General features: G+C 63.4%; 15 protein-coding genes. 5 read left to right on the plus strand and 10 right to left on the minus strand.

Annotated features, from left to right (window positions below):
* Positions 1 to 79 precede the first annotated feature (79 nt).
* On the plus strand, positions 80 to 709 hold the full coding sequence (locus SS05631_RS08520) for a DUF922 domain-containing Zn-dependent protease (protein ID WP_037424383.1): 630 nt from the start codon (positions 80 to 82) through the stop codon (positions 707 to 709).
* A 469-nt stretch (positions 710 to 1178) separates the two neighbouring features.
* Here the strand turns inward: SS05631_RS08520 and SS05631_RS08525 are convergent, their stop codons facing one another.
* Together SS05631_RS08525 and SS05631_RS08530 are read right to left on the minus strand one after the other, a co-directional pair.
* Complete coding sequence (locus tag SS05631_RS08525) at positions 1179 to 1499, minus strand: 2Fe-2S iron-sulfur cluster-binding protein (protein ID WP_037424381.1); 321 nt, start codon at positions 1497 to 1499, stop codon at positions 1179 to 1181.
* Positions 1500 to 1694: 195 nt separating this feature from the next.
* Positions 1695 to 2063, minus strand: coding sequence for an Hpt domain-containing protein (locus tag SS05631_RS08530; RefSeq protein ID WP_037424378.1), 369 nt, complete (start codon positions 2061 to 2063; stop codon positions 1695 to 1697).
* 525 nt (positions 2064 to 2588) lie between these two features.
* On the opposite strand from SS05631_RS08530, the gene SS05631_RS08535 reads away from it, so the two are divergent.
* Complete coding sequence (locus tag SS05631_RS08535) at positions 2589 to 9026, plus strand: kinesin (protein WP_037424375.1); 6438 nt, start codon at positions 2589 to 2591, stop codon at positions 9024 to 9026.
* 236 nt (positions 9027 to 9262) lie between these two features.
* A complete protein-coding gene (locus tag SS05631_RS08540; RefSeq protein WP_037424372.1) occupies positions 9263 to 9685 on the plus strand; it encodes a VOC family protein in 423 nt (140 codons plus the stop codon).
* Between the two features lie 163 nt (positions 9686 to 9848).
* On the opposite strand, the gene SS05631_RS08545 is transcribed toward SS05631_RS08540, so the two are convergent.
* From SS05631_RS08545 to SS05631_RS08565, 5 genes are all read right to left on the minus strand, one after another.
* Positions 9849 to 10721 (minus strand): cytochrome c1, encoded by an 873-nt coding sequence (locus SS05631_RS08545; RefSeq protein WP_037424369.1) that lies wholly within the window; start codon positions 10719 to 10721, stop codon positions 9849 to 9851.
* A gap of 32 nt (positions 10722 to 10753) precedes the next feature.
* A complete protein-coding gene (locus SS05631_RS08550) occupies positions 10754 to 12034 on the minus strand; it encodes a cytochrome b N-terminal domain-containing protein (protein ID WP_037386053.1) in 1281 nt (426 codons plus the stop codon).
* 14 nt (positions 12035 to 12048) lie between these two features.
* Positions 12049 to 12627, minus strand: a complete 579-nt coding sequence (petA, locus tag SS05631_RS08555; protein WP_037424367.1) for a ubiquinol-cytochrome c reductase iron-sulfur subunit — start codon at positions 12625 to 12627, stop codon at positions 12049 to 12051.
* 313 nt (positions 12628 to 12940) lie between these two features.
* Positions 12941 to 14806, minus strand: coding sequence for an ABC transporter ATP-binding protein (locus tag SS05631_RS08560; protein WP_037424365.1), 1866 nt, complete (start codon positions 14804 to 14806; stop codon positions 12941 to 12943).
* 108 nt (positions 14807 to 14914) lie between these two features.
* On the minus strand, positions 14915 to 16768 hold the full coding sequence (locus SS05631_RS08565) for an ABC transporter ATP-binding protein (protein WP_037424363.1): 1854 nt from the start codon (positions 16766 to 16768) through the stop codon (positions 14915 to 14917).
* 474 nt (positions 16769 to 17242) lie between these two features.
* On the opposite strand from SS05631_RS08565, the gene SS05631_RS08570 reads away from it, so the two are divergent.
* Complete coding sequence (locus SS05631_RS08570) at positions 17243 to 17704, plus strand: tRNA (cytidine(34)-2'-O)-methyltransferase (protein WP_037424361.1); 462 nt, start codon at positions 17243 to 17245, stop codon at positions 17702 to 17704.
* A 53-nt stretch (positions 17705 to 17757) separates the two neighbouring features.
* Here the strand turns inward: SS05631_RS08570 and SS05631_RS08575 are convergent, their stop codons facing one another.
* A complete protein-coding gene (locus SS05631_RS08575; RefSeq protein WP_095677952.1) occupies positions 17758 to 18330 on the minus strand; it encodes an NADPH-dependent FMN reductase in 573 nt (190 codons plus the stop codon).
* A 78-nt stretch (positions 18331 to 18408) separates the two neighbouring features.
* On the opposite strand from SS05631_RS08575, the gene soxR reads away from it, so the two are divergent.
* Positions 18409 to 18903: a redox-sensitive transcriptional activator SoxR gene (gene soxR / locus SS05631_RS08580; protein WP_083854258.1), complete on the plus strand. Its 495-nt coding sequence runs from the start codon at positions 18409 to 18411 to the stop codon at positions 18901 to 18903.
* Here the strand turns inward: soxR and SS05631_RS08585 are convergent.
* Together SS05631_RS08585 and SS05631_RS08590 are read right to left on the minus strand one after the other, a co-directional pair.
* Entirely contained in the window at positions 18816 to 20081 is a 1266-nt protein-coding gene (locus tag SS05631_RS08585) for an MFS transporter (protein ID WP_037424344.1), read from the minus strand. The two genes, soxR and SS05631_RS08585, sit on opposite strands and share 88 nt — an antisense overlap.
* 116 nt (positions 20082 to 20197) lie before the next feature.
* Positions 20198 to 20458 carry a hypothetical protein gene (locus SS05631_RS08590; RefSeq protein ID WP_037424341.1) on the minus strand — a complete coding sequence of 87 codons (261 nt, stop codon included), beginning with the start codon at positions 20456 to 20458 and terminating at the stop codon, positions 20198 to 20200.
* Positions 20459 to 20566: the final 108 nt, after the last annotated feature.

Below are 20566 nucleotides of genomic sequence, written 5' to 3' on the forward strand. Positions count from 1 at the left end.
GGAATGCGCCGATTTTATGTTGCGCTGGCCCCGGCTATGCCCCAAGCTTGCGCCAACTTCAATCCACGAGTGCCGACCAATGTTCCGAGTTCGCAATCCGCTGAGAGCCGCCCTGATCGCATTTCTCGTTGGCCTTCCGATTGGCCACGCCTCGGGTGAGACCTTGATCAGCAAAACCGTCACCTATTTCTCGATCGGCGGGCGTACGGCGGCAGAACTCGACAAGGCCCTCGCCGCCAGCGGCCCGCTGATGAAGAACACCGGCACGCGCCACCCCGGCGCCACGCGAATCAAATTCGGCGGCACGATAACCTATGTCAGCCGCGGCGGGCGCTGTGCAGTCGGCACGGCGCGCGTGACGCTCAACACGAGCATCATCTTGCCGCGCTGGAAGTACCGCCCCCAAGCGAGCCGCGATCTCGCCCTTGTCTGGGATACGCTCGCGGCCGACATCAAGCGCCATGAAGAGCGCCATGCCGAGATCGCCCGCAATCATGCCCGTCGCATGGAACGGACTTTTCTCGGACTGAAGCCGGAGGCAGACTGCGATCGTATGCAGGCTCGGGTGGCCGAGGTGAGTGCCGAAGAAATCGCAAGCCATGACAAGGACCAAGCGCGCTTTGACCGCACGGAAGCCGCGAACTTCGATCGCCGGATGATCCGACTGCTGCAATACCGGCTGGATTCGCTGAAGAAGACAGAGCGCTAGCCGATCTCGGCTCTGTCAAACCGCCACCTTCGCGCCGTTCACCAGACGAAGTCACCCCCAAAGAACAGCGTGATTTTGCCCGCACTCCCTCATGCAGGCGAGGGCGAAAACCCACAGTATTTTATTGGTGGATTCTAACGATAGCCGACGATAACCGACTCAGCTATATTAATACCATGAAACGAGTGGCGGAACCGAAGTTCAACCGTTCGTCGGTATGGCGGGTTATTTTCCAATCGACAGTAAAAAGTCGCATTTGGATCGTTGATTAAGTGCTGAATAGGGTTCGCTTCATTGCTGCCGGGTGACTGAGACAGACCTGCGCGATGAGGCAAAACAGGTTCTCCTGGCGTGTCTCGGTGCAGCAGGTGCTCCCTCCCTCATCTGTATGCGATACGCCCCCCTTGCCTCGCTCGTCGCCATGACCAGCGAGGCATTTTTTTAGTGCCTTCTTGAAGGAAGGAAGGGATTAGGCCTGGCGCTCGGGCACGTGCACGACCAGTCCGTCAAGCGCCTCGCTCATCTTGATCTGACAGGAGAGCCGAGAGGTCGGCCTCACGTCATAGGCGAAATCCAGCATGTCTTCTTCCATCGCTTCCGGAGCGCCGACGGCCGCCGCCCAGGCGTCGTCAACATAGACATGACAGGTTGCGCAGGCACAGGCGCCCCCGCACTCGGCCTCGATGCCGGGCACGGAATTGCGCACCGCATTCTCCATGACCGTGGAGCCGTTTTCGACATCGAGGTCGTGGCGCGTGCCGTCAAAGGCTACGATCGTAAGTTTTGTCATTTCTCTTTCCGGAATGAATAGATGGGATCCGCCCGCGAGCGCCAGCCGCCGCGGCAGGCGCGGCCGGCCTGAATTCAGGGCAGTTTCTTCCAACAAATCGACCGGCCAGTCAACATGAGCCGATGCCTGGTCGCGGACGTCCCCGCAAATCCGGCAATGATCGCGCCTTGAAAAAGGTTGTCGGGCCGGCGCGGATCAGCGGCACAGCTTGAGGATGAAAAGCTCGGCTTCGAGCACGGCTGCCCCGAGTGGGGCGCGTAGGGTCCAGTCGGCGGGCCGCTGCTCTATGGCGGCGGCGGCACGAGCCACGCGCGTTGCTCCGACCGCGAGTGCCGCCCCCTTCAGTCGATGCGCCGACTGGCCGCATGCATCGGCATCCGCGTCGTTGATCTCGGCCATCGCCTGCCGGGCCTGGCGGGCAAAAAGCTGAAGCACCTCGATTTCGAGGCTCTTGTCCCCCATCGTCTGGCCGGACAGGTGGACAAAATCGATCGGCGGCTTTCCGCAAGGCGACGCGTTTGCCGGATTCTCGGGGGTTTCGAAAGCGATCTTGAGCGCCGACATGAGCCGATTTCCTTAATTGACGATGCATCACGTCCTATTTGACAATGCATGGGGCGACCGCACCGTTTTCAGACATTGATCATCCGGCAGCCGCGCTGCCATCGGCTTAATGTCATGGCGCTGGGCGCGGAAATCCGTCGGCATGGTTAACGATTGCTAAACGGGCTGATTCTCTTGACTTTTCGCACCGCGGCACCGGCGGCCCGTTAACAATTCATTAGGATTCTAGCGAATGCGGATTGCGCTTAATTGTAAGAACCGGGCTAATGTGTCACTACGATACGATTAGGAACAGGTCTGCATACGAAAGTGGCAACTGTTCTGGTGGATAAGCTGCGCGCCCCGTGTCCTGAGACGCGAGCTGCGGTTATTCCATCGAGGCGATGCAATGGTGACCAGTGGGCGTATGGCGCAGATGTCTTGCGCGTAGCTTGCGGGTCACCGCCCTGGTTGAGGGAGTCTATTGGACCGAACCGGTCCAAATTAGGCGGCCATGAGCGGGCAATAGTAGTGAGGCGTATCCCTATGGCGACGAAGAAGAGCAACGAGTCGATCGACGAAAAGGCCTTCCAGGCTCTGGAAGCTGCCCTGAAGATCGATTTTGACGACCTGAAGTCGGCCTTGAACGACAAGAATTCCTTGGATGATCCGGAGGAAAAGGTGTCCGAGCCCAGCAGGAAGGCTGCCGCGTCCGAACATAAGCGCACCGGGAAGGACCAACCGGAAGCACAGAGGGCCCGGACGAGCGAGGCGCCTCGCAATCTTGCGCCGGAGCCCGCTCCGAAACAGCCGGCGCTTTCCCCGGCCAATGACGATACCCGCAGATCGCCCGCGGCAATGCTCCGCTCCCTCGAAGTCCGATCCAGCCGTGCGGCGATCCGTGTCGCGGCGCTGATCTCGCTGGTGTGGGCGCTTGCCGGGGTAGCGATCGGCCACCTCCTCTATGCGCCGCAGATCTGGCAGATACGCTCTCTCGGCGATCTCGCAGCCACGCCCGGTGCGATCGGCATCCTGATCGGCATTGCCTTGCCGGTCATGCTCTTCTTCTCCTTCGCGATCATGATTGCGCGTGCTCAGGAGCTGCGCAATGCGGCCCGCTCGATGGCCGAGGTCGCCCTGCGGCTGGCCGAACCGGAAACCGCGGCGGCCGACCGCGTCATGGCCGTCGGCCAGGCGGTCCGCCGCGAAGTGTCGGCGATGAACGAGGGCATCGAGCGCACCATTGCGCGGGCCACCGAACTGGAGGCGCTCGTCCATTCGGAAGTGAGCGCGCTCGAGCGCAGCTACAGCGAAAACGAACTGCGCGTTCGCACCCTCGTCCAGGAACTGGGGCTGGAGCGCGAAGCCATTGTCGGCCATTCCGAGCGGATCCGCTCCGCGATAGCCGGCGCGCACGGCAAGCTGAAAGACGACCTGGAACTCGCGAGCGAAGATATTGCCTCTCGTATCGCCCTGTCCGGCGAAGCCTTTGCATCGCTGATCGATACGCGGGCCGCAGCCCTCAGCGAAAAATCTGACCATGCACTGCAAAGCCTCGGCAGCATGCTGGATACCCGCACGGAGGCGCTGCTTTCCGGCCTGACGAATGCCGGAGTGACGCTCAGCAAGGAGTTCGATGTTCGCCTCGATGCGCTTAGCGAGAATCTGACAGAGCGCGGCGAACAATTGCTGAGCCAGTTCGAAACCCGTGCGTCGACGCTGGATGCGAATACCGAAAAGCTGAACAACGCCCTCAACGAGCGCGCCCGCCAGCTCAACGAGACTCTGATCGCGCGGACCCGCGACCTCAACGAAAGCTTGAATGTCGGCCAGCAGGCGATTGCCGGCGGCCTAGAGGACATGCTTTCGTCGCTCAATGCGGCCCTCGACGAGAAGGGCGCGAGTTTCCGCCAGAGCCTCAAGACGAGCGCCGACGACGCGATCATGGATCTGGACCTCCGCGGCGGCTTCTTCGAAGAGAAGCTGCAGACGACCGTCGGGCACCTCGCCACCGCCTTCGACGAACGCTTCCACGAATTCGCCAGCGCCTTCGACAAGCGGGCGGGCCTGCTCGATAGCAAGTTGATGGAGAGCCTGCACAGAATCAACGAAACCGTTTCCGGCGGCTCGGATGCGATCGGCATTGCCCTGGACAGCAGCGTCGAGAAGATCAGTTCGGCGCTTTCCGATCAGTCGCTGACGCTCGCCACCGCACTTGGCGCAACGCAGGACTTCATCGAAGAGACGATCGGCAGCCGCACATCGGAGCTCAGCAACCTCATCGGCGATGCGCACAGCCGCATCGAGGGCGTGCTCTCCGATAAGACCAGTTCGCTGATGGGCGCTCTGACGCAGGCACAGGAGCGGATCGAAGGCGGCTTCGGCCAGCGTGCCGATGCCCTCGCCAACGCGCTGACGACAAGCGAGCAGCGCCTGACGGAAGGTCTTGATTCCCGGACGTCGGCCTTCATCGACGGCCTGCAATCTGCCCATACGCGCATCGAGAAGACTCTCATGGGCTCCACCGACGAGATCACCAGCGCGATTGCCGCGAGCCAGCATCGCCTGGACAACACGCTTTCGGAGCGCACTGCCGCGCTTTCAGCCGCGCTCACCTCCGGCGCTAGCGCGCTCGAGGACGCGGTCGGCGGCACCGCTGACCGGCTGGAGCGCGTTCTCTCTGAACGTGGCCAGACGATCTCCGCAGCCCTCACCAGTCAGACGACAACGCTGGAAGGGGTGCTGTCGGAGCGCAGCCAGGCGATCGCCGACACGCTCGCCAGCCAAACGGCCGCCCTCGACGGGGTACTCTCCGAGCGCGCCGCGCAAATCAACACGACCATGTCGACACGCGCGACCGAGATGGCCGACACGCTCAGCCGCCATGCCGAAGACGTCGCCGACAACCTGACCTTCCGCGCGATGGCTGTCGCCGAAACGATGACCGACCGGGTCGGCGAGATCGAGACCAAGCTTTCGCAGAGCGTCTCCGAAGTCGCGGAAAATCTTGGCGGCCGCGTAAGCCAGATCGCCGATACGCTCACCGATACGAGTGCACGGATCGCCGAGGATCTCAGCAGCCGCGTCGGCAAGATTTCCGACTCGCTGGCGGGAACCAGCGCCGAGATCGCCGAGGCGCTTACTGCCCGCACCACGGAAGCAACGGCCTCGCTTGCCGGCAGGGCGGCGGAGATAGAGCAGACGCTCTCCGGCAGGGCCGACCATCTGCGCGAGACGCTGACGACGACGCACGAGCAGATCCGCTCGACGCTCGACGATCGCATCAAGGCGATCGACCTCGCCGTCGGCCAGGGCCGCGAACAGTTGGAAGAGTTGCTGTCCGACCAGTCAATGGCGATGGCGACGACGCTGGCGACGAGCGCCAGCATGCTCGAAATGTCGCTCGAGGAGCGGCAAGCCGCGATCGCCGCCGCGCTTGAGCGCGGCGCCGAAGCGCTCTCCGCCCGGACGTCGGAAGTGACCGCGTCGCTTGCCGGCAAGGCGGCCGAGATCGACCAGGCGCTCTCCGGCAAGACCGCACAGCTGCGCTCCACCCTCGACGAGCAGGTCGACAGGATCAACCTCGCCGTCGGCCAGGGCCGCGAACGGTTGGAAGAGCTGCTGACCGACCAGTCGATGGGCATCGCGACGACGCTGGCGACGAGCGCCAGCATGCTCGAAATGTCGCTGGAAGAGCGGCAGAACTCGATCGCCGGCGCGATCGATCGCGGCACCGAAGCGCTCGATGCGCGCATGCGCTCGACGACCGGCAACATTGCCGAGCGCCTCGCCGAGACAGCAGACCAGATCAGCCTCGCGGCCGACACTCTGACAAACCGCGTCGACATTTCGCTCAACGGCATCAACAGCCGTCTCGACGAAACCGGCACAAGGATCGAATCGCGCTTCGCGTCGCTCGAAGACCGCATTCGCGGCGGCGTCAGCAATGTCAGCGCGATTGTCGACGACACCGGCGGCCGCATCGATATGACGCTCGGCTCTCTCGAAGATCGTGTCCGCGACAGCGTCAGCACCGTCAGCGCCGTCGTCGACGACACGGGCGGCCGCATTGAATCGACGCTCGGCTCCCTCGAAAATCGCATTCGCGACAGCGTCGACACCGTCAGCAGCATTGTCGGCGATACGGGCGGCCGCATCGAAACGACGCTTGGTTCCCTCGAAAATCGCATCCGCGACAGCGTCGGCAGCGTGAACGCCATCGTCGACGCTGCCGGACAGCGGATCACGGAAAGCCTTGCGGAGCGCGCCGGCGAAATCGACCGGATCAGCGAGACCGCGGCAGCCCGGATCACCTCCGCCATGGACGATGGGACCGGCCGGATCGCCTCCGCGATGGAGGCTGGTGCGGGCCGCATCGAGGAGCGCCTCGGGACGATGGACCGTGCCCTCACCATAGGTCTCGAAAACGTCAACCGCACGATCGAAGGCAAGGCGGCAGCGCTCGTCACGAGCCTGCGTGGCGCCGTCAGCGATGCCGCCCAGGAGATCGACGCGGAAGCTGCACGCTCGGCAGAGCTGCTCTCCAAGGCCGGTGCTGATTTCGCCAGCGCCTTGGCTGCCCGCAACGCCGAATTCGCCAACTCGATCGAAACGACCGCCTCGGCGACGGCGACACGCCATGCCGAACTTGCCCGGTCGGTCACGGAGGCCGCCGAATCCGCCTCGGCACGGCTCGCCTCGACCAGGGATCAGATCGCCAGCCATACGGCGAACATCCAGCAGAGCCTGACGGACGCGGAAAAGGCGCTTGATGCACGCGGCCAGTCGATCCGCAGCACACTCGACGACAGCACCCGCGAACTGAATTCCATGCTCGCCGGCCGCTCGCTCGAACTCACCCGTCTCCTCGACGAGCAAGCGCGTCCGGTCATCGAGCAATACGCGGCAACGGGCAAGGAAGCCGCCGCGCGCATCGCCGCCCTCACCCAGGAGAGCGCCGACCGGCTGCGAGCGGAGAACGCCGCCCTCGTCGACGCCATTACGGAGCGGACAAGCGAAACGCTCGAGGCGATCTCGCTGCGGGCGGAAGAAACCGCCAAGGCGATGAAGATGGTCGAGAACCGCCTCCAATCGACGGCCATGGGGCTGATCGACCAGCTCGCGACCAACAATTCCGCCATCGCATCGGTCATCGAGCAGGCTAACGGCAGCCTCGGGGACATGGACCAGCGCCTGGAGGCAGCCGCAGCGAAGGTTTCGGAATCCACACGGCATGCATCCGACATGTTGTCCAGTTCCACCCGCCTCATCGAAGGTCGCGTCGACAAGCTCTCGGATATCGCCTCATCGACGCTCTCGCAGATCGGCGGCATCGTCGGCCGCTTCGAGGATCACTCCAAGGTGCTCGGCCAGGCGTCCAATCTGCTGGCCGCAGCCCAGTCGAACCTGGTCAGCACGCTCGAGGAGCGCCAGGACGCCCTGCGCACGCTCTCCGTCGGTCTTGTCCAGCGTTCGGAGGAGATCGAGCGCACCATGCGCGCGCTCGAGGGCTTCGTCGACGGTGCCTTCCAGCGCGCCGAGGAGCGCTCCGGTCAGGTCGCCGGCAACCTTCGCAACGGCGTCCAGTCGTCCTTTGCCGATGTCGGCCGGCTTCTGTCGAGCACCGAGCAACGGGCCGCGGAAGCGGCCGAGGCCATGCGCAACACTCTCGCCGAGGCGGGCGGCGAGGCTGCCGCCTCCGTGGAGGGCGTGTTCGCCCGCGCCGAAGAGCGGTCGCGCCAGATCGCCCAGACGCTGCGCACCGGCGTCGAAACCTCAATCGCCGGCGCGAACGAGGCGCTGTCCGGGGTCGAAGGCCGTGCTCACAGCGCCTCCGAGGCGTTGCGCCAGGCCGTCGCCAAGGCCGGCGACGAAGCGAGCCAGGCGCTCGAAGGTGCCTTTTCCAGTGCCGAGCAGCGCGCCAAGGAGGCGGCTGCCCGCCTGCGCGGCAGCATCGGGGCTTCGGTCTCCGATGTTGAGCGGATGCTGGCGGAAAGCGGCAAGAAGTCGGATGGCGTTGCCACGCAGTTGCGCGAGGCCGTCCGCCAGGCGATCGACGAAGCGATCAGCCGCTTCAGCGGCGCGACCGACGACATCCGCCGCTCCGCCGGCGAGATCCGCAAGGAACTCGACATGACCCGCGAGGAGTTGAAGCGCGGCGCTTTCGACCTGCCGGAAGAGGCCAAGGAGAATGCCGCGGTGATGCGGCGTGCCGTCGCCGAGCAGATCAAGGCGCTGCAGGAGCTCTCCGAAATCATCGGCAAGTCTTCGACGCATCTCGAGGTCGCCCAGCCGGTGCGCCAGCAGCCGGCGCTGGCTGCGCCCGCCCCCGTTGCTCAGGCGCCCGTCGCACCGCCGCAGCCCGTGTTGCAGCAACAACCGGCAATCCAGCAACAGCCGGCGGTCCAGCAACCTGCCGCGCCGAGCCCTGCGCTGCGTGGCAGCCTGGGTCTCGAGCAGGCCACGCGTCCCTTGCAGCCCGCCCGTCCGTCGGCCGCCGAAGAGCGCGTCGAGGAAGGTGGCGGCTGGATGCGGGATCTGCTGCGCGCCGCCTCCCGCGATGAAGAGCCGCAGCCCGCGCGTCCTCGGCCGGCCGAAAGCCAGCCCGTGGCCCGCACCGGAGACAGCCGCAATCCGCGTCACGTGGTGGAATCGCTGAACTCGCTCTCGGTCGATATTGCCCGGGCGATCGACCACGACGCCTCGGTCGAGCTGTGGCGCCGCTACCAGCGCGGCGAGCGGGATGTCTTCACCCGCAGGCTCTATACGCTGAAGGGGCAGCAGACCTTCGACGAGATCAAGCGCAAGTATGATCGCGAGCCGGAGTTCCGCACCGCCGTGGACCGCTACATCGCCGACTTCGAAAAGCTGCTTGCCGATGTGGCGCGCAACGATCCGGACAAGCGCATCACCCAGACCTACCTGACGTCCGATACCGGCAAGGTCTATACGATGCTCGCCCATGCCGCCGGCCGCTTCAGCTGAAGCTCAACTGAAATTAATGCCGAAGATCATCACGGCCCCGCCGCAAGGCGGGGCCTTTTTCTTGCGAAAACCACAGACCGGTCGCTGAGCAGCATGGCAGACCGGTCTGATGCTCTCTACAGTGAGCGTGAACAGTCCGGCCATTTTCTGTAATCTGTCAGCATCGCATCCTGGCGCCAGCTCGTAGCGTGTAAAGAGACAGTTGGAATTCCGGCGCCTGCAGACAGGAGGCGGATATGAAGCCGCGAATCAAAGTCCTGACACTTGCCGTGAACGATCTCGAACGGTCCCTCGCCTTCTATCGTGACGGCCTGGGCCTGCCCACCGAGGGGATCATCGGTGAGGAGTTCGAAGACGGAGCTGTCGTCTTCTTCCATATGGGTGACGACCTGATCCTGGCGCTCTATCCGGCGTCTTCGCTTTCAAAGGATGCGAAGATCAGCGTGACGCAGGCGCGTCTCGGCGCCGTGTCGATCGGCCATATCGTCAATTCCAAAGAAGAGGTCGACAGCATCATGAAGCAGGCTGCGGAGGCCGGCGCCATCATCACCGATCCAGCGTCCGATCGTTTCTGGGGCGGCTACTCGGGTTATTTCCATGATCCGGACGGACATTTGTGGGAGATCGCCTGGAATCCGCAATGGACGGTCAAGGACTGAAGCGTCCCGATCAGTATGGTAAGCACATGGATGAGGGCGACGAGCAGCCGCCGAATCCGACAGCGCTGCTGGCTCTGACACCCCGCGGGAAAGGCTCCATACAAAAAGGTCCCGGTTTGCACCGGGACCTTTCAATGACGCGCTCTGGCAATGCCAGCTCCGATCAATGTTCCTTGTTGGCGTAGACCGACTTCTTCGTCAGATAGATCAGGCCGGTGAAGATCAGCAGGAACACCATGACCATGAAGCCGGTACGCTTGCGGTCTTCGAGATGCGGCTCTGCGGCCCACATTAGGAAAGCCGAGACGTCCCTGGCATATTGGTCCACCGTCTGCGGCGCACCGTCGTCATAGGTGACCTGATCGTCGGAGAGCGGCTTCGCCATCGCCAGCGCCGAGGCGCTCACGAAGTACGGATTGTAGTGCGTCCCTTCGGCCACCTGGACGCCTTCCGGCGGATCCTGGTAACCCGTCAGCAGCGCGTGGATATAGTCCGGACCGCCTTCCTGGTAGGGCCAGAAGATGTCGAAGACGAATTGCGGGAACCCGCGCTCGACGCCGCGCGCCTTGGCGATCAGCGAGAAGTCCGGCGGGGCGGCACCGTTATTGGCGGCCGCTGCGGCTTCCTTGTTCGGGAACGGCGACGGGAAGTAGTCGGAGGGAACGGCCTTGCGCGTGAACATCTCGCCGTCGGCGTTCGGGCCGTCCTGCACCTCGTAGTTCGCCGCGAAGGCCTTCACCTGAGCTTCTGAATAGCCGAGGTCTTCAAGGGTGCGGAAGGGCACGAGGCTCATCGAGTGGCAGGCAGAACAGACTTCGGCATAGACCTTGAGACCGCGCTGCAGCTGCCCTTTGTCGTAATGGCCGAAGAGGCCGCCGAAGGTCCAGTCCTGCTGGACCGGCTTGTGGATCGGATAGTGCGGCGTCGCGCCTGCCGCATGCTCGCCGCCAGCTTCCTCGCCCTGGGCCAGAGCCGCACCCAGACCGAGACCGGCGACGACAGCGAGTGACAGAATGCCTGTAACAAGCTTTTTCATTGTTGTGAGTTCCTTATCAATCGCTGTTCCGGTCAGGCGTGCGCGGTTTTCGGCTGCGCCTTGGCATTCTGCTTCTCCAGCACCGCCTCGGTGATGGAGTTCGGAATGCGCTTCGGCGTTTCGATCAGGCCGAGGAGCGGCATGATGACGAGGAAGAAACCGAAGTAGTACAGCGTGCCGAGCTGCGACAGGACGACGTAGAGGCCTTCTGCCGGGCGGGAACCGAGCCAGCCGAGCATGATGGCGTTGGCGACGAAGATCCAGAAGAACAGCTTGTACCAGGGACGGTAGACGGCGGAACGGACCTTGGACGTGTCGAGCCAGGGCAGGAAGAACAGAACGATGATCGAACCGAACATCACCAGAACGCCGCCGAGCTTGGAGTCGATCGGGCCGATATTGAAGGTGATGGCGCGCAGCATCGCGTAGAACGGCAGGTAGTACCATTCCGGAACGATGTGAGCCGGGGTCTTCAGCGCGTCGGCCGGGATGTAGTTGTCCGGATGGCCGAGATAGTTCGGCATGTAGAAGACGAACCAGGCATAGACGATGAGGAAGATCGAAACGCCGAGTGCATCCTTGAGCGTCGCATAGGGCGTGAAGGCCACGGTATCGGTCTTCGACTTCACTTCGACGCCGGTCGGGTTCGTCTGGCCGGTGACGTGCAGGGCCCAGATGTGCAGGACGACGACGCCGGCGATCATGAAGGGCAGCAGGTAGTGCAGCGAGAAGAAGCGGTTCAGCGTCGGCTGGTCGACGGCAAAGCCGCCAAGCAGGAACTGCTGAATCCACTCACCCACCAGCGGGAAGGCCGAGAAGAAGCCGGTGATAACCGTTGCACCCCAGAAGGACATCTGACCCCAGGGCAGAACATAGCCCATGAAGCCGGTCGCCATCATCAGGAGATAGATGACGACGCCGAGGATCCAAAGGATCTCGCGCGGCGCCTTGTAAGAGCCGTAATAAAGGCCACGGGCGATGTGCAGGTAGACCGCGATGAAGAAGAAGGATGCGCCGTTGGCGTGCAGATAGCGCAGCAGCCAGCCATGGTTGACGTCGCGCATGATCTTTTCGACCGAGTTGAACGCGACGCTCGTTTCGGCTGCATAGTGCATCGCCAGCACGATACCCGTCAGGATCTGTACGATCAGCATCACCGACAGCATCGCGCCGAAGGTATAGGCGTAGTTCAGGTTGCGCGGCACCGGATAGGAGACGAACGAGTCGTGAACGAGGCGCGGCAGCGGAAGACGGGAATCAACCCACTTCTCTATGCCTGTCGTTGGCGTGTAGGTTGAATGTTCAGCACTCATTATCAGTAGTCCCCTCAACCGATCTTGATAACTGTGTCGGAAACGAACGAGAAGGTCGGCACGGCGAGGTTCTCCGGTGCCGGGCCCTTGCGGATGCGGCCGGCCGTATCGTAGTGCGACCCGTGGCAGGGACAGAACCAGCCGCCGAAATCACCGGCCTGGCCGAGCGGCACGCAGCCGAGATGGGTGCAGGAGCCGATCATCACGATCCAGTTTTCCTTGCCCTCGCCGGCGGAGCGATCGAGATCGGTCGCCTGCGCATCGGTGGCGAGGTTGGCGTTGCGGGCGACCGGGTCCTTGAGCTCTTCGAGCGGCACGGCCTTCGCATCCTCGACTTCCTTGTCAGTGCGGTTGCGGATGAAGACCGGCTTGCCGCGCCACTTCGCCGTCAGTGACATCCCCGGCTGAAGGCTCGAAACGTCGACCTCGATCGAAGCCAGCGCAAGCGTCGATGCATCCGGGCGCATCTGATCGATGAACGGCCAGGCCGCCGCGCCGGCGCCGACAACGCCGGCCATGCCCGTTGCCAGATACAGGAAATCGCGGCGAGTGGGCTCGCCCAAGGTCTCGCTTGAAGTGTCGTGTTCGCTCACGGCTAAACCATCCTCTCACGCAATGTGCGGAAACCGCATCCGCCCCCGGCGCGTTTCGGTCCCTTTTCCCAGGTCTCGGAGCGCACCCTATCCTCTTGCTGGCCCCCTGCACGGCTTGCCACGGCAAGTCTCGGTACGGATGCCAGAATCCGGAGAATCCTGCACGCAGAATCCCCACCAATCCGGCGCGTTCTATGCTCGATCGCGAATTATGTCCAGCCTTCACAGGAGGAGGTGGGCAGATTGTCGCGGGGGAAAGAGGCAGCCAATGAGCACAAGGGCTTGGCACGGTCGAAGGGCACGTCGGAGCCCCCTATTCGGCCGCTTCCTCCTGGGCGATGAAGCCGCCGGATTGGCGCGCCCAAAGTTCCGCATAGAGGCCGCCGCGGGCGATCAGCTCGGCGTGGCTGCCGTCCTCGACGATACGTCCGCGGTCCACCACCACCAGACGGTCAAGCGCTGCGATCGTCGACAATCTGTGAGCGATGGCGAGCACCGTCTTGCCCTGCATCAGACGCTCCAGATTGGACTGGATGGCTGCCTCCACTTCCGAATCGAGCGCCGAGGTCGCTTCGTCGAGAACAAGGATCGGCGCGTCCTTGAGCATCACGCGGGCGATCGCAATCCGCTGCCGCTGGCCGCCGGAAAGCTTGACGCCACGCTCGCCGACATGGGCATCGAATCCCTTGCGGCCGCGCTGGTCCTGCAGATTGACGATGAAGTCATAGGCTTCCGCCTTGCGCGCCGCTTCGATCAGCTGCTCGTCCGTCGCGCCCGGCCTTCCGAAAAGAATATTGTCGCGGATCGACCGATGCAGAAGCGAGGTGTCCTGGCTGACCATGCCGATCTGGGCGCGCAGCGATTCCTGGCGGACCGTGGCGATATCCTGCCCGTCGATCAGGATCCGACCTCCCTCGAGGTCGTAGAAGCGCAGCAGCAGGTTGACGAGGGTCGACTTGCCGGCGCCCGAGCGGCCGACGATGCCGACTTTCTCGCCGGGGCGGACGGACAGGGAGAACTCATCGATCACCCCGCCGCCCTTGCCGTAGTGAAACGACACCCGCTCGAACCGGATCTCCGGCCGTTTGACTTCGAGATCGAGCGCCCCGGGCCTGTCGACGAGGCCGATCGGCTGCGAGACGAGCTCGGCCGAATTCTGGATCGTGCCGATATTGCGCATGATGGCGTTGAACTGCGACATCATCCGCCCGAGCAGCATGTTGAGGCGCAGCACGAGCGCCAGCGTGAAGGCAACCGCCCCCGAACTCACCATTCCCGCAAGCCATAGATGAACCGAGTAGACGGCGATCGCCGCGATCATCAGCCCGGAAAGCAGCGCCTGGGAGGCCCGCACACCCGTCAGCAGGCGGGTAAAGGGGATTACCGCACCCTGAAAGCGGTCAAAGCCGGCGCGGATATAGCGGTCATTCTCCTCGTCGCTGCCGAAGAGCTTCAGCGTCTGGATATTCGAATAGGCATCGACCATGCGGCCGTTGAGCATCGACGCCATTTCCGCGGTGTCGCGGGCGTGCTTGCGGACGCGCGGAACGAAATAGCGGGCGAGCGAAAGGAAGATGGCGATCCAGAAGGCCACCATCGCCGCCAGCCGCCAATCGAGCTGGGCGACCAGTGCCATGGTCGACGCCGTGTAGATGACGATGAACCAGATGACCTGCAGCAGCGAGACGATCAGGTCGCTCGTCGCCTGCGCGCCCGACCAGACCTTGGTGACGATGCGGCCGGAAAAATCGTTCTGAAAGAAGGTGAGCGATTGCCGGGCGACGTGGACATAGGACTGCCAGCGGACAAGGTTGAGGAAGCCGGTGATGATCGCCTGCTCCTCGACCAGAGCCGCGAGCGCTACGGCCAGGAAGCGGAACACCAGCACCGTCAACAGCATGAAGAGCAGTTCCGGACCGTTGGAGGCGATCAGTCCGCTCCATCCGTCCTGTGGCCGGATGGTATCGAGCACGTCCACAAGCCGGCCGACGAAATAGAAGAGCCCCGCCTCGAGCATGGCAACCAGCCCACCGAGCGCTGCCATGGCAAGGAACGGACCCTTTGCCTGGCTTGCATAGAACCATGCGAAGCCCCAGAGCGACCTTGGCGGCTGCAGCCGGTCGCGCGGCGCGAAGGGCTTGATCCAATTCTCGAAGATAGTGACGATGGCGCGCAGCATTGTTCAGATAATAGGGGGCTGAGGACGGACGGCAATCGGTTTCCGCCGGCCCATCGATTACAAATGCGTAAGCTTTGATCCGAGCGAAAAGCGCAACGTGGCGGCAGATTACTCCGCCGCCTCCTCCTTTTCGGCGTCGTCGGCGATGAAGCCGCCGGACTGACGCGACCAGAGGTCGGCGTAGAGGCCGCCTTTGGCGACAAGCTCGGCATGCGAGCCGGTCTCCACGATCCGTCCCGCTTCGAGAACCACCAGACGGTCCATTTCCGTCAGTGTCGACAGGCGGTGGGCGATGGCGATCACCGTCTTGCCGGCCATCAGGGCGAAGAGGTTCTCCTGGATCGCCGCCTCCACCTCGGAATCGAGCGCCGATGTCGCCTCATCGAGAATGAGGATCGGCGCATCCTTGAGGAAGACCCGGGCAATGGCAATCCTCTGCCGTTGGCCTCCCGAGAGCTTCACTCCCCGTTCGCCGACCTGCGCGTCCAGCCCTCGCCTGCCGAGGTTGTCCTCGAGCATCTGGATGAACTCCCAGGCATTCGCCTTCTTGGCGGCGGCGATGACCTGCGCATCCGTCGCCTCCGGGTGTCCATAGGCGATGTTGTCGCGAATGGAGCGGTGCAGCAGCGACGTATCCTGCGTGACGACGCCGATCTGAGAACGCAGGCTGTCCTGGGTGACGGCGGAAATATTCTTGCCGTCGATCCGGATCACGCCGTCCTCCAGGTCGTAGAAGCGCAGCAGCAGGTTCATCAGCGTCGTCTTGCCGGCGCCCGAGCGGCCGACGAGGCCGATCTTCTCGCCGGGGCGAATCTCGAGCGACAGCCGATCGATGACGCCCTTTGCCTTGCCGTAGTGGAAGCGCACGTCCTCGAAACGGATCGCGCCCTTCTCAGCCTTCAACGGCGCCGCATTCGGCTCATCGACGATGTCGTGTGCCTTGGTCATCATGCCCATGCCGTCATAGACAGTGCCGATATTCTCGAACAATGCCGAGACTTCCCACATGATCCATTGCGACATGCCGTTGATGCGCATCGCGAGCCCAATCGCGACGGCGATCGCGCCGACCGAGATCGCGCTGGTCAGCCACAGATAGATGCCCAGCGCACCGACGGCGAAGAGCGCCACGCAGTTGTTCGCGTAGACGCAGATGTGGAACAGCGTCACCTTGCGCATCTGGCGGTAGACGGTGTCGAGGAACTCCTCCATGCCGGCGCGCGCATAGGTCTCCTCCCGCCCCGCATGCGAGAAGAGTTTTACCGTGCTGATATTCGTGTAGCTGTCGACGATCCGACCCGTCATCATGGACCGGGCATCCGCCTGCTCCTTGGAAATCTTCTGCAGGCGCGGCACGAAGGTGCTGACGATCACGACATAGACGGCGAGCCAGATGGCGAGCGGCGCGACGAGGCGTAAGTCGGCTGCGGCGACGACGACCAGCATCGTCGTGAAGTAGCTCACGACATAGACGAAGACGTCGAGGATCTTCATCACCGTCTCGCGAACCGCAAGCGACGTCTGCATCACCTTCGTTGCCACGCGCCCGGCGAACTCGTTGGCGAAGAAGGTCATGCTCTGCCGAAGCAGGTAGCGGTGCATCTGCCAGCGGGCGATCATCGGATAATTGCCGAGCAGCACCTGGTGCATGATGAATGAATCGAGCGCCACAAGGCCCGGGAGGCCGATGAGGATCAGGGCTCCCATCCAGGCGAGCTTGCCTCCCTCGGTGGCGAGAAAGGTTTCGCGCTCGGCATTGGACAGCCAATCCACCACATTGCCGAGGAATTGAAACAGCGCCACCTCGCCGATCGCGATCAGCATGGTGCAGACCGCCATGATCAGCAGCCACGGCGCCGCCGGCTTGGTGTAGTGCCAGCAGAAGGCAAAGAGACCCTTCGGCGGAAGCCTGGGCTCTTCCGTCGGGTAAGGATTGAGGCGGGATTCAAACCAGCCGAACATTATCCAAGCTCCTTCAGATAGTTTGAAGGAAGGCGGGTCGCCCCGCATTCTTTATTTTTGAGAAATCACGGTCCAGAGATGACGCCTCGAGCCGAGCTCCACTCCGGGACCGGAGCGCGTCATTCGATCGATAGAAGGAAAAGGCGCGGAACCGGCTAGGCCTGCGAAGGCCAGGCTACAGGATGGAGGCGTGTCAACATCAATACCGTCATGCATGCCTCCGTCGGTTCGCGTTGAAGAGACTTGACCTTTACCCTCAATCGCGCTGCCGCGCCAGATTGTCGCAGTCACTTTCTTGCCTGTCTCTCCGTCGACGCTCGGCCTGTTGCCATTTTGGCACAAATTAGAGAGGTGAAATTCATCCGCGCCGAATGTACGCCACCGCAGGCGACCGGGCTGTGGATCAAGGACCAAATCGATGCCATACGACGTCTCGCGCCTGCCCCTTTGATCATACGCCGTCGACGAAAGCCCATGAACGAACTCCGCATCGCCCTCTATCAGCCGGATATTCCGGGCAACACCGGCACAATCCTGCGTCTCGCTGCCTGCCTCGGACTGGCCGTCGACATCATCGAGCCGGCGGGCTTCGATCTCTCCGACCGCAATCTCAAGCGCGCCGGCATGGACTATATCGCGGCGGTCACGCTCACCCGCCATGTCAACTGGGAGCGCTTTGAAACATGGCGGGCGGAAAGCGGCCGGCGGCTGGTGCTCGCTTCCACAAAGGCCGCCGAGCCCTATACGCGTTTCGACTTCCAGCCCGACGACATTCTGCTCTTCGGCCGGGAAAGCGCCGGCGTGCCCGATCATGTGCATGACCGTGCCGACGCCCGCATCCTCATTCCGATGGCGCCGGGCCAGCGTTCGCTCAACATCGCCATCGCCACCGCGATGGTAGTCGGCGAGGCGATGCGGCAGACCGGCGCGTTCTGAGACGTCAATGAGTGCCTTGAGGCGTCCTATCTCGTCGGGAGATACCCCGCCCCTCACGCGGCAATCTCGCTATAGGGCGTGGCCTTGCGCGCATATTTCAATGTGCGCGCCCACCACGTGAGCCGGTCCATCATCAGGAACAGTGGCGCCCGAAGCTCTTCCGGCTTGTAGAGATTGCCGGCTGCATCGAATTTCGACCACGCCTTCGGAAGCGCCACCCCGTCGCGGAGCGTCACCGCATGCAGTTCTCCGAAGACCTGGCGCAATTGCTCGACGGCGCGGATACCGCCGGAGGCGCCGCCATAGGAGACAAAGGCCACCGGCTTGGCATGCCAGGGCTCATAAACGGCGTCGATCATTTCCTTCAGCGCCGCGGGATAGCCGTGATTATATTCCGGCGTGATGACGATGAAGGCGTCCGCCTCGGCAACCTTTCGTTCCATCCACTCGGCCGGATCGGCCGATTTCTCGCTGCGAGAGTTCTTCAACCGCAATGGATCGATGATCGTCAGGCTGAAGACGTCGGACGTCGAAAGCTCGCGGATAAGCCAGCTGGCGACGGTATCGCAGAACCGGCCCTGCCGTGCGCTGCCATAGATCAGCGCAAGGGTCATTTTCTCTGTCATGCGGAATCAGCTCCTAGTTGTCGTTTACAGGGAGCTCATGCTATAGAACCTCAAGCTTAGTTGAGGTCAATAGCACCGATGCAAAAAGAAGAGGGCAGCGATTTCAGGCGGGAGCTGACCGTCGGCGAGGTCGCCGAACGGAGCGGCATCGCCGTCTCGACGCTGCATTTCTATGAGACGAAGGGGCTGATCCGCAGCAACCGCAGCCGCGGCAACCAGCGGCGCTATCCGCGCTCGGTGTTGCGACGCGTCGCCGTCATCAAGGTCGCCCAGCGCACTGGGATTCCGCTTGCGGAGATTCAATCCGCCCTGTCGGTGCTTCCAGACGACCGGCCGCTGACCGTCGAAGATTGGGCCCGGCTATCGAACAGCTGGCGGCAGCAACTCGACGATCGGATCGCCAAGTTGACCTCGCTGCGCGACCAGTTGACCGGCTGCATCGGCTGCGGCTGCCTGTCGATGCGCGATTGCCCGTTGCGCAACCCTCATGACGTGCTTGGCTCCGAGGGTGCTGGGCCGCGCCTGATGGATCCGTCCGACGGCTCGGGCGACGCGGAAACCGCCGGGGCGTGAGCCGCAGCCGGCCGCATCCGGTCGAGCATGATCATGCTCGTCAAAGTGCCGACCGAGCAGAGCAGTGCAATCGAAAGCGCCCAGCCGTTCCCGGCTGCTCCGAGGACGAAGGAGAAGAACGGAGGGGCGGCGGCGAAGGCGAGGTTGAGCGGCAATCCGAGGCGCGCCGTGACCAGCGCATATTGCGCCGGCGAGAAGAACACGAGCGGCATCGTCGCCCGGCTGACCGACATGGCGCCGCTCGAAAGGCCGTAGAGCACGAGGAAAAGGACGATCGACCACTCGCTCCCCGCGCCGAAAATCAAGGTCAGCAATGCCAGCGGCATGATCGCCGCCGCGACGAAGCCGGTCGCCAGCCCGTCCCAGCGGTTGCCGCCGAGAAAATCGAAAAGCCGCGCCGAGAGCTGGACGAAACCGATCACGGATCCGAAACCCACCGCCAGATAGTCGGGCACGCTGTAGCTCCGGAGAATATCGATGACAACGAGCTGGAAACCCCAGGTAACGAAGCCGTTGAGCGCAACTGCCGCAACGATAAGGGCGACAAGCGCCCAATAGTGACGCGTGTCGGGCTGCTCCCGCTTGCCATCTGAGGCGGCACGGGACGCCCGGCCTGCCCTTTTGGTCTGCGGGAGACCGAAGCAATGCAGCGGCGCGCAGACGAGCAGCATCACCGCGCCGTAGACGATGAGCGCACCACGCCAGCCGAGCGCTGCCTCGACGAACACAGTGACAGGCCAGGAAACACTCGGGGCGAGAGCCGTGGCGAGCATCTGCGCCCCGATCGCTCGGCGCGCGCCCTCGCCGGCAATTTCACTCAGAAAGACATGGGCGGACGTCGTCAGCGTCGCGGCACCGGCGATACCGAGAAGAGCCCAGGCGGCCAAATAGGTGACCGGCCCATGCGCGCTCGCGAGCACCCACAAGCCGGGCGCAGCTAGCGCCGAACCGGACGCGAGCACCGGCCGCGCTCCGAAGCGCTCATAAAGCGCGCCCAGCGGCGGTGAGCACAGGGCCATTGCCACCAGCATCATGGTGGGACCGAGATAGATCATCGACGGCTCGAGACCGAGGTCGCCGGCCATTCCCGCCGCCGTGACCGATACGAACATGAACATCGCGCCCCAGGCGACGATCTGCGTGACGGACAGGACGATTACCGAGCGGACGATGGGCATGGGGTGATGGCCGGTATGAGCAATCGGGAGGGTGTCGGGAAGAGTGGAGCAACGCTTAGCGCGCTCCCGCCGCCTTGGCGAGATGAATTGAGTGCGCGCTTCGAAAATGCGGTCGTTCAATCGGCGCTCGGCAGCCGGCGCATCGTGAACTCGATCTCGTCGCCCTCGAGTTGGCGCCAGCTCTCGACTTCCGTCCAGTAGGCGGCCTTCGGCCAGGTCTCGAACCATTCGCGCGCCTTGGCGCGGGCGGCACTGCGTTCGAGGCGGAAGGTCTCGCGCACGAACAGCCTGTCTGCTCGCGCGGGGTGCTCCCGGCGATGCCGGGCGATCTGGCGCCGCAAGCCATCGAGCGGCGGTCCTGGGGGTATCTTCGCCATGGCTGTACCTCTGACGATAAAGATAGGAACGGCACCGCCGCTTGGCCAGCCCGTCGGCTCCGACCCATCGCCCCGAGCAAAATCGCCGGAGGCGCGTCGATGCGATAG

Origin of the sequence: Sinorhizobium sp. CCBAU 05631 (genome assembly GCF_002288505.1) — a bacterium.
Lineage (GTDB): Bacteria > Pseudomonadota > Alphaproteobacteria > Rhizobiales > Rhizobiaceae > Sinorhizobium > Sinorhizobium fredii_C.

Bases quoted from the DNA above. Each gene is read 5' to 3' on its own strand.
- SS05631_RS08520 (WP_037424383.1), top strand. From the start codon at position 80: ATGTTCCGAGTTCGCAATCCGCTGAGAGCCGCCCTGATCGCATTTCTC.
- SS05631_RS08525 (WP_037424381.1), bottom strand. From the start codon at position 1,499: ATGACAAAACTTACGATCGTAGCCTTTGACGGCACGCGCCACGACCTC.
- SS05631_RS08530 (WP_037424378.1), bottom strand. From the start codon at position 2,063: ATGTCGGCGCTCAAGATCGCTTTCGAAACCCCCGAGAATCCGGCAAAC.
- SS05631_RS08535 (WP_037424375.1), top strand. From the start codon at position 2,589: ATGGCGACGAAGAAGAGCAACGAGTCGATCGACGAAAAGGCCTTCCAG.
- SS05631_RS08540 (WP_037424372.1), top strand. From the start codon at position 9,263: ATGAAGCCGCGAATCAAAGTCCTGACACTTGCCGTGAACGATCTCGAA.
- SS05631_RS08545 (WP_037424369.1), bottom strand. From the start codon at position 10,721: ATGAAAAAGCTTGTTACAGGCATTCTGTCACTCGCTGTCGTCGCCGGT.
- SS05631_RS08550 (WP_037386053.1), bottom strand. From the start codon at position 12,034: ATGAGTGCTGAACATTCAACCTACACGCCAACGACAGGCATAGAGAAG.
- SS05631_RS08560 (WP_037424365.1), bottom strand. From the start codon at position 14,806: ATGCTGCGCGCCATCGTCACTATCTTCGAGAATTGGATCAAGCCCTTC.
- SS05631_RS08565 (WP_037424363.1), bottom strand. From the start codon at position 16,768: ATGTTCGGCTGGTTTGAATCCCGCCTCAATCCTTACCCGACGGAAGAG.
- SS05631_RS08570 (WP_037424361.1), top strand. From the start codon at position 17,243: ATGAACGAACTCCGCATCGCCCTCTATCAGCCGGATATTCCGGGCAAC.
- SS05631_RS08575 (WP_095677952.1), bottom strand. From the start codon at position 18,330: ATGACAGAGAAAATGACCCTTGCGCTGATCTATGGCAGCGCACGGCAG.
- soxR (WP_083854258.1), top strand. From the start codon at position 18,409: ATGCAAAAAGAAGAGGGCAGCGATTTCAGGCGGGAGCTGACCGTCGGC.
- SS05631_RS08585 (WP_037424344.1), bottom strand. From the start codon at position 20,081: ATGCCCATCGTCCGCTCGGTAATCGTCCTGTCCGTCACGCAGATCGTC.
- SS05631_RS08590 (WP_037424341.1), bottom strand. From the start codon at position 20,458: ATGGCGAAGATACCCCCAGGACCGCCGCTCGATGGCTTGCGGCGCCAG.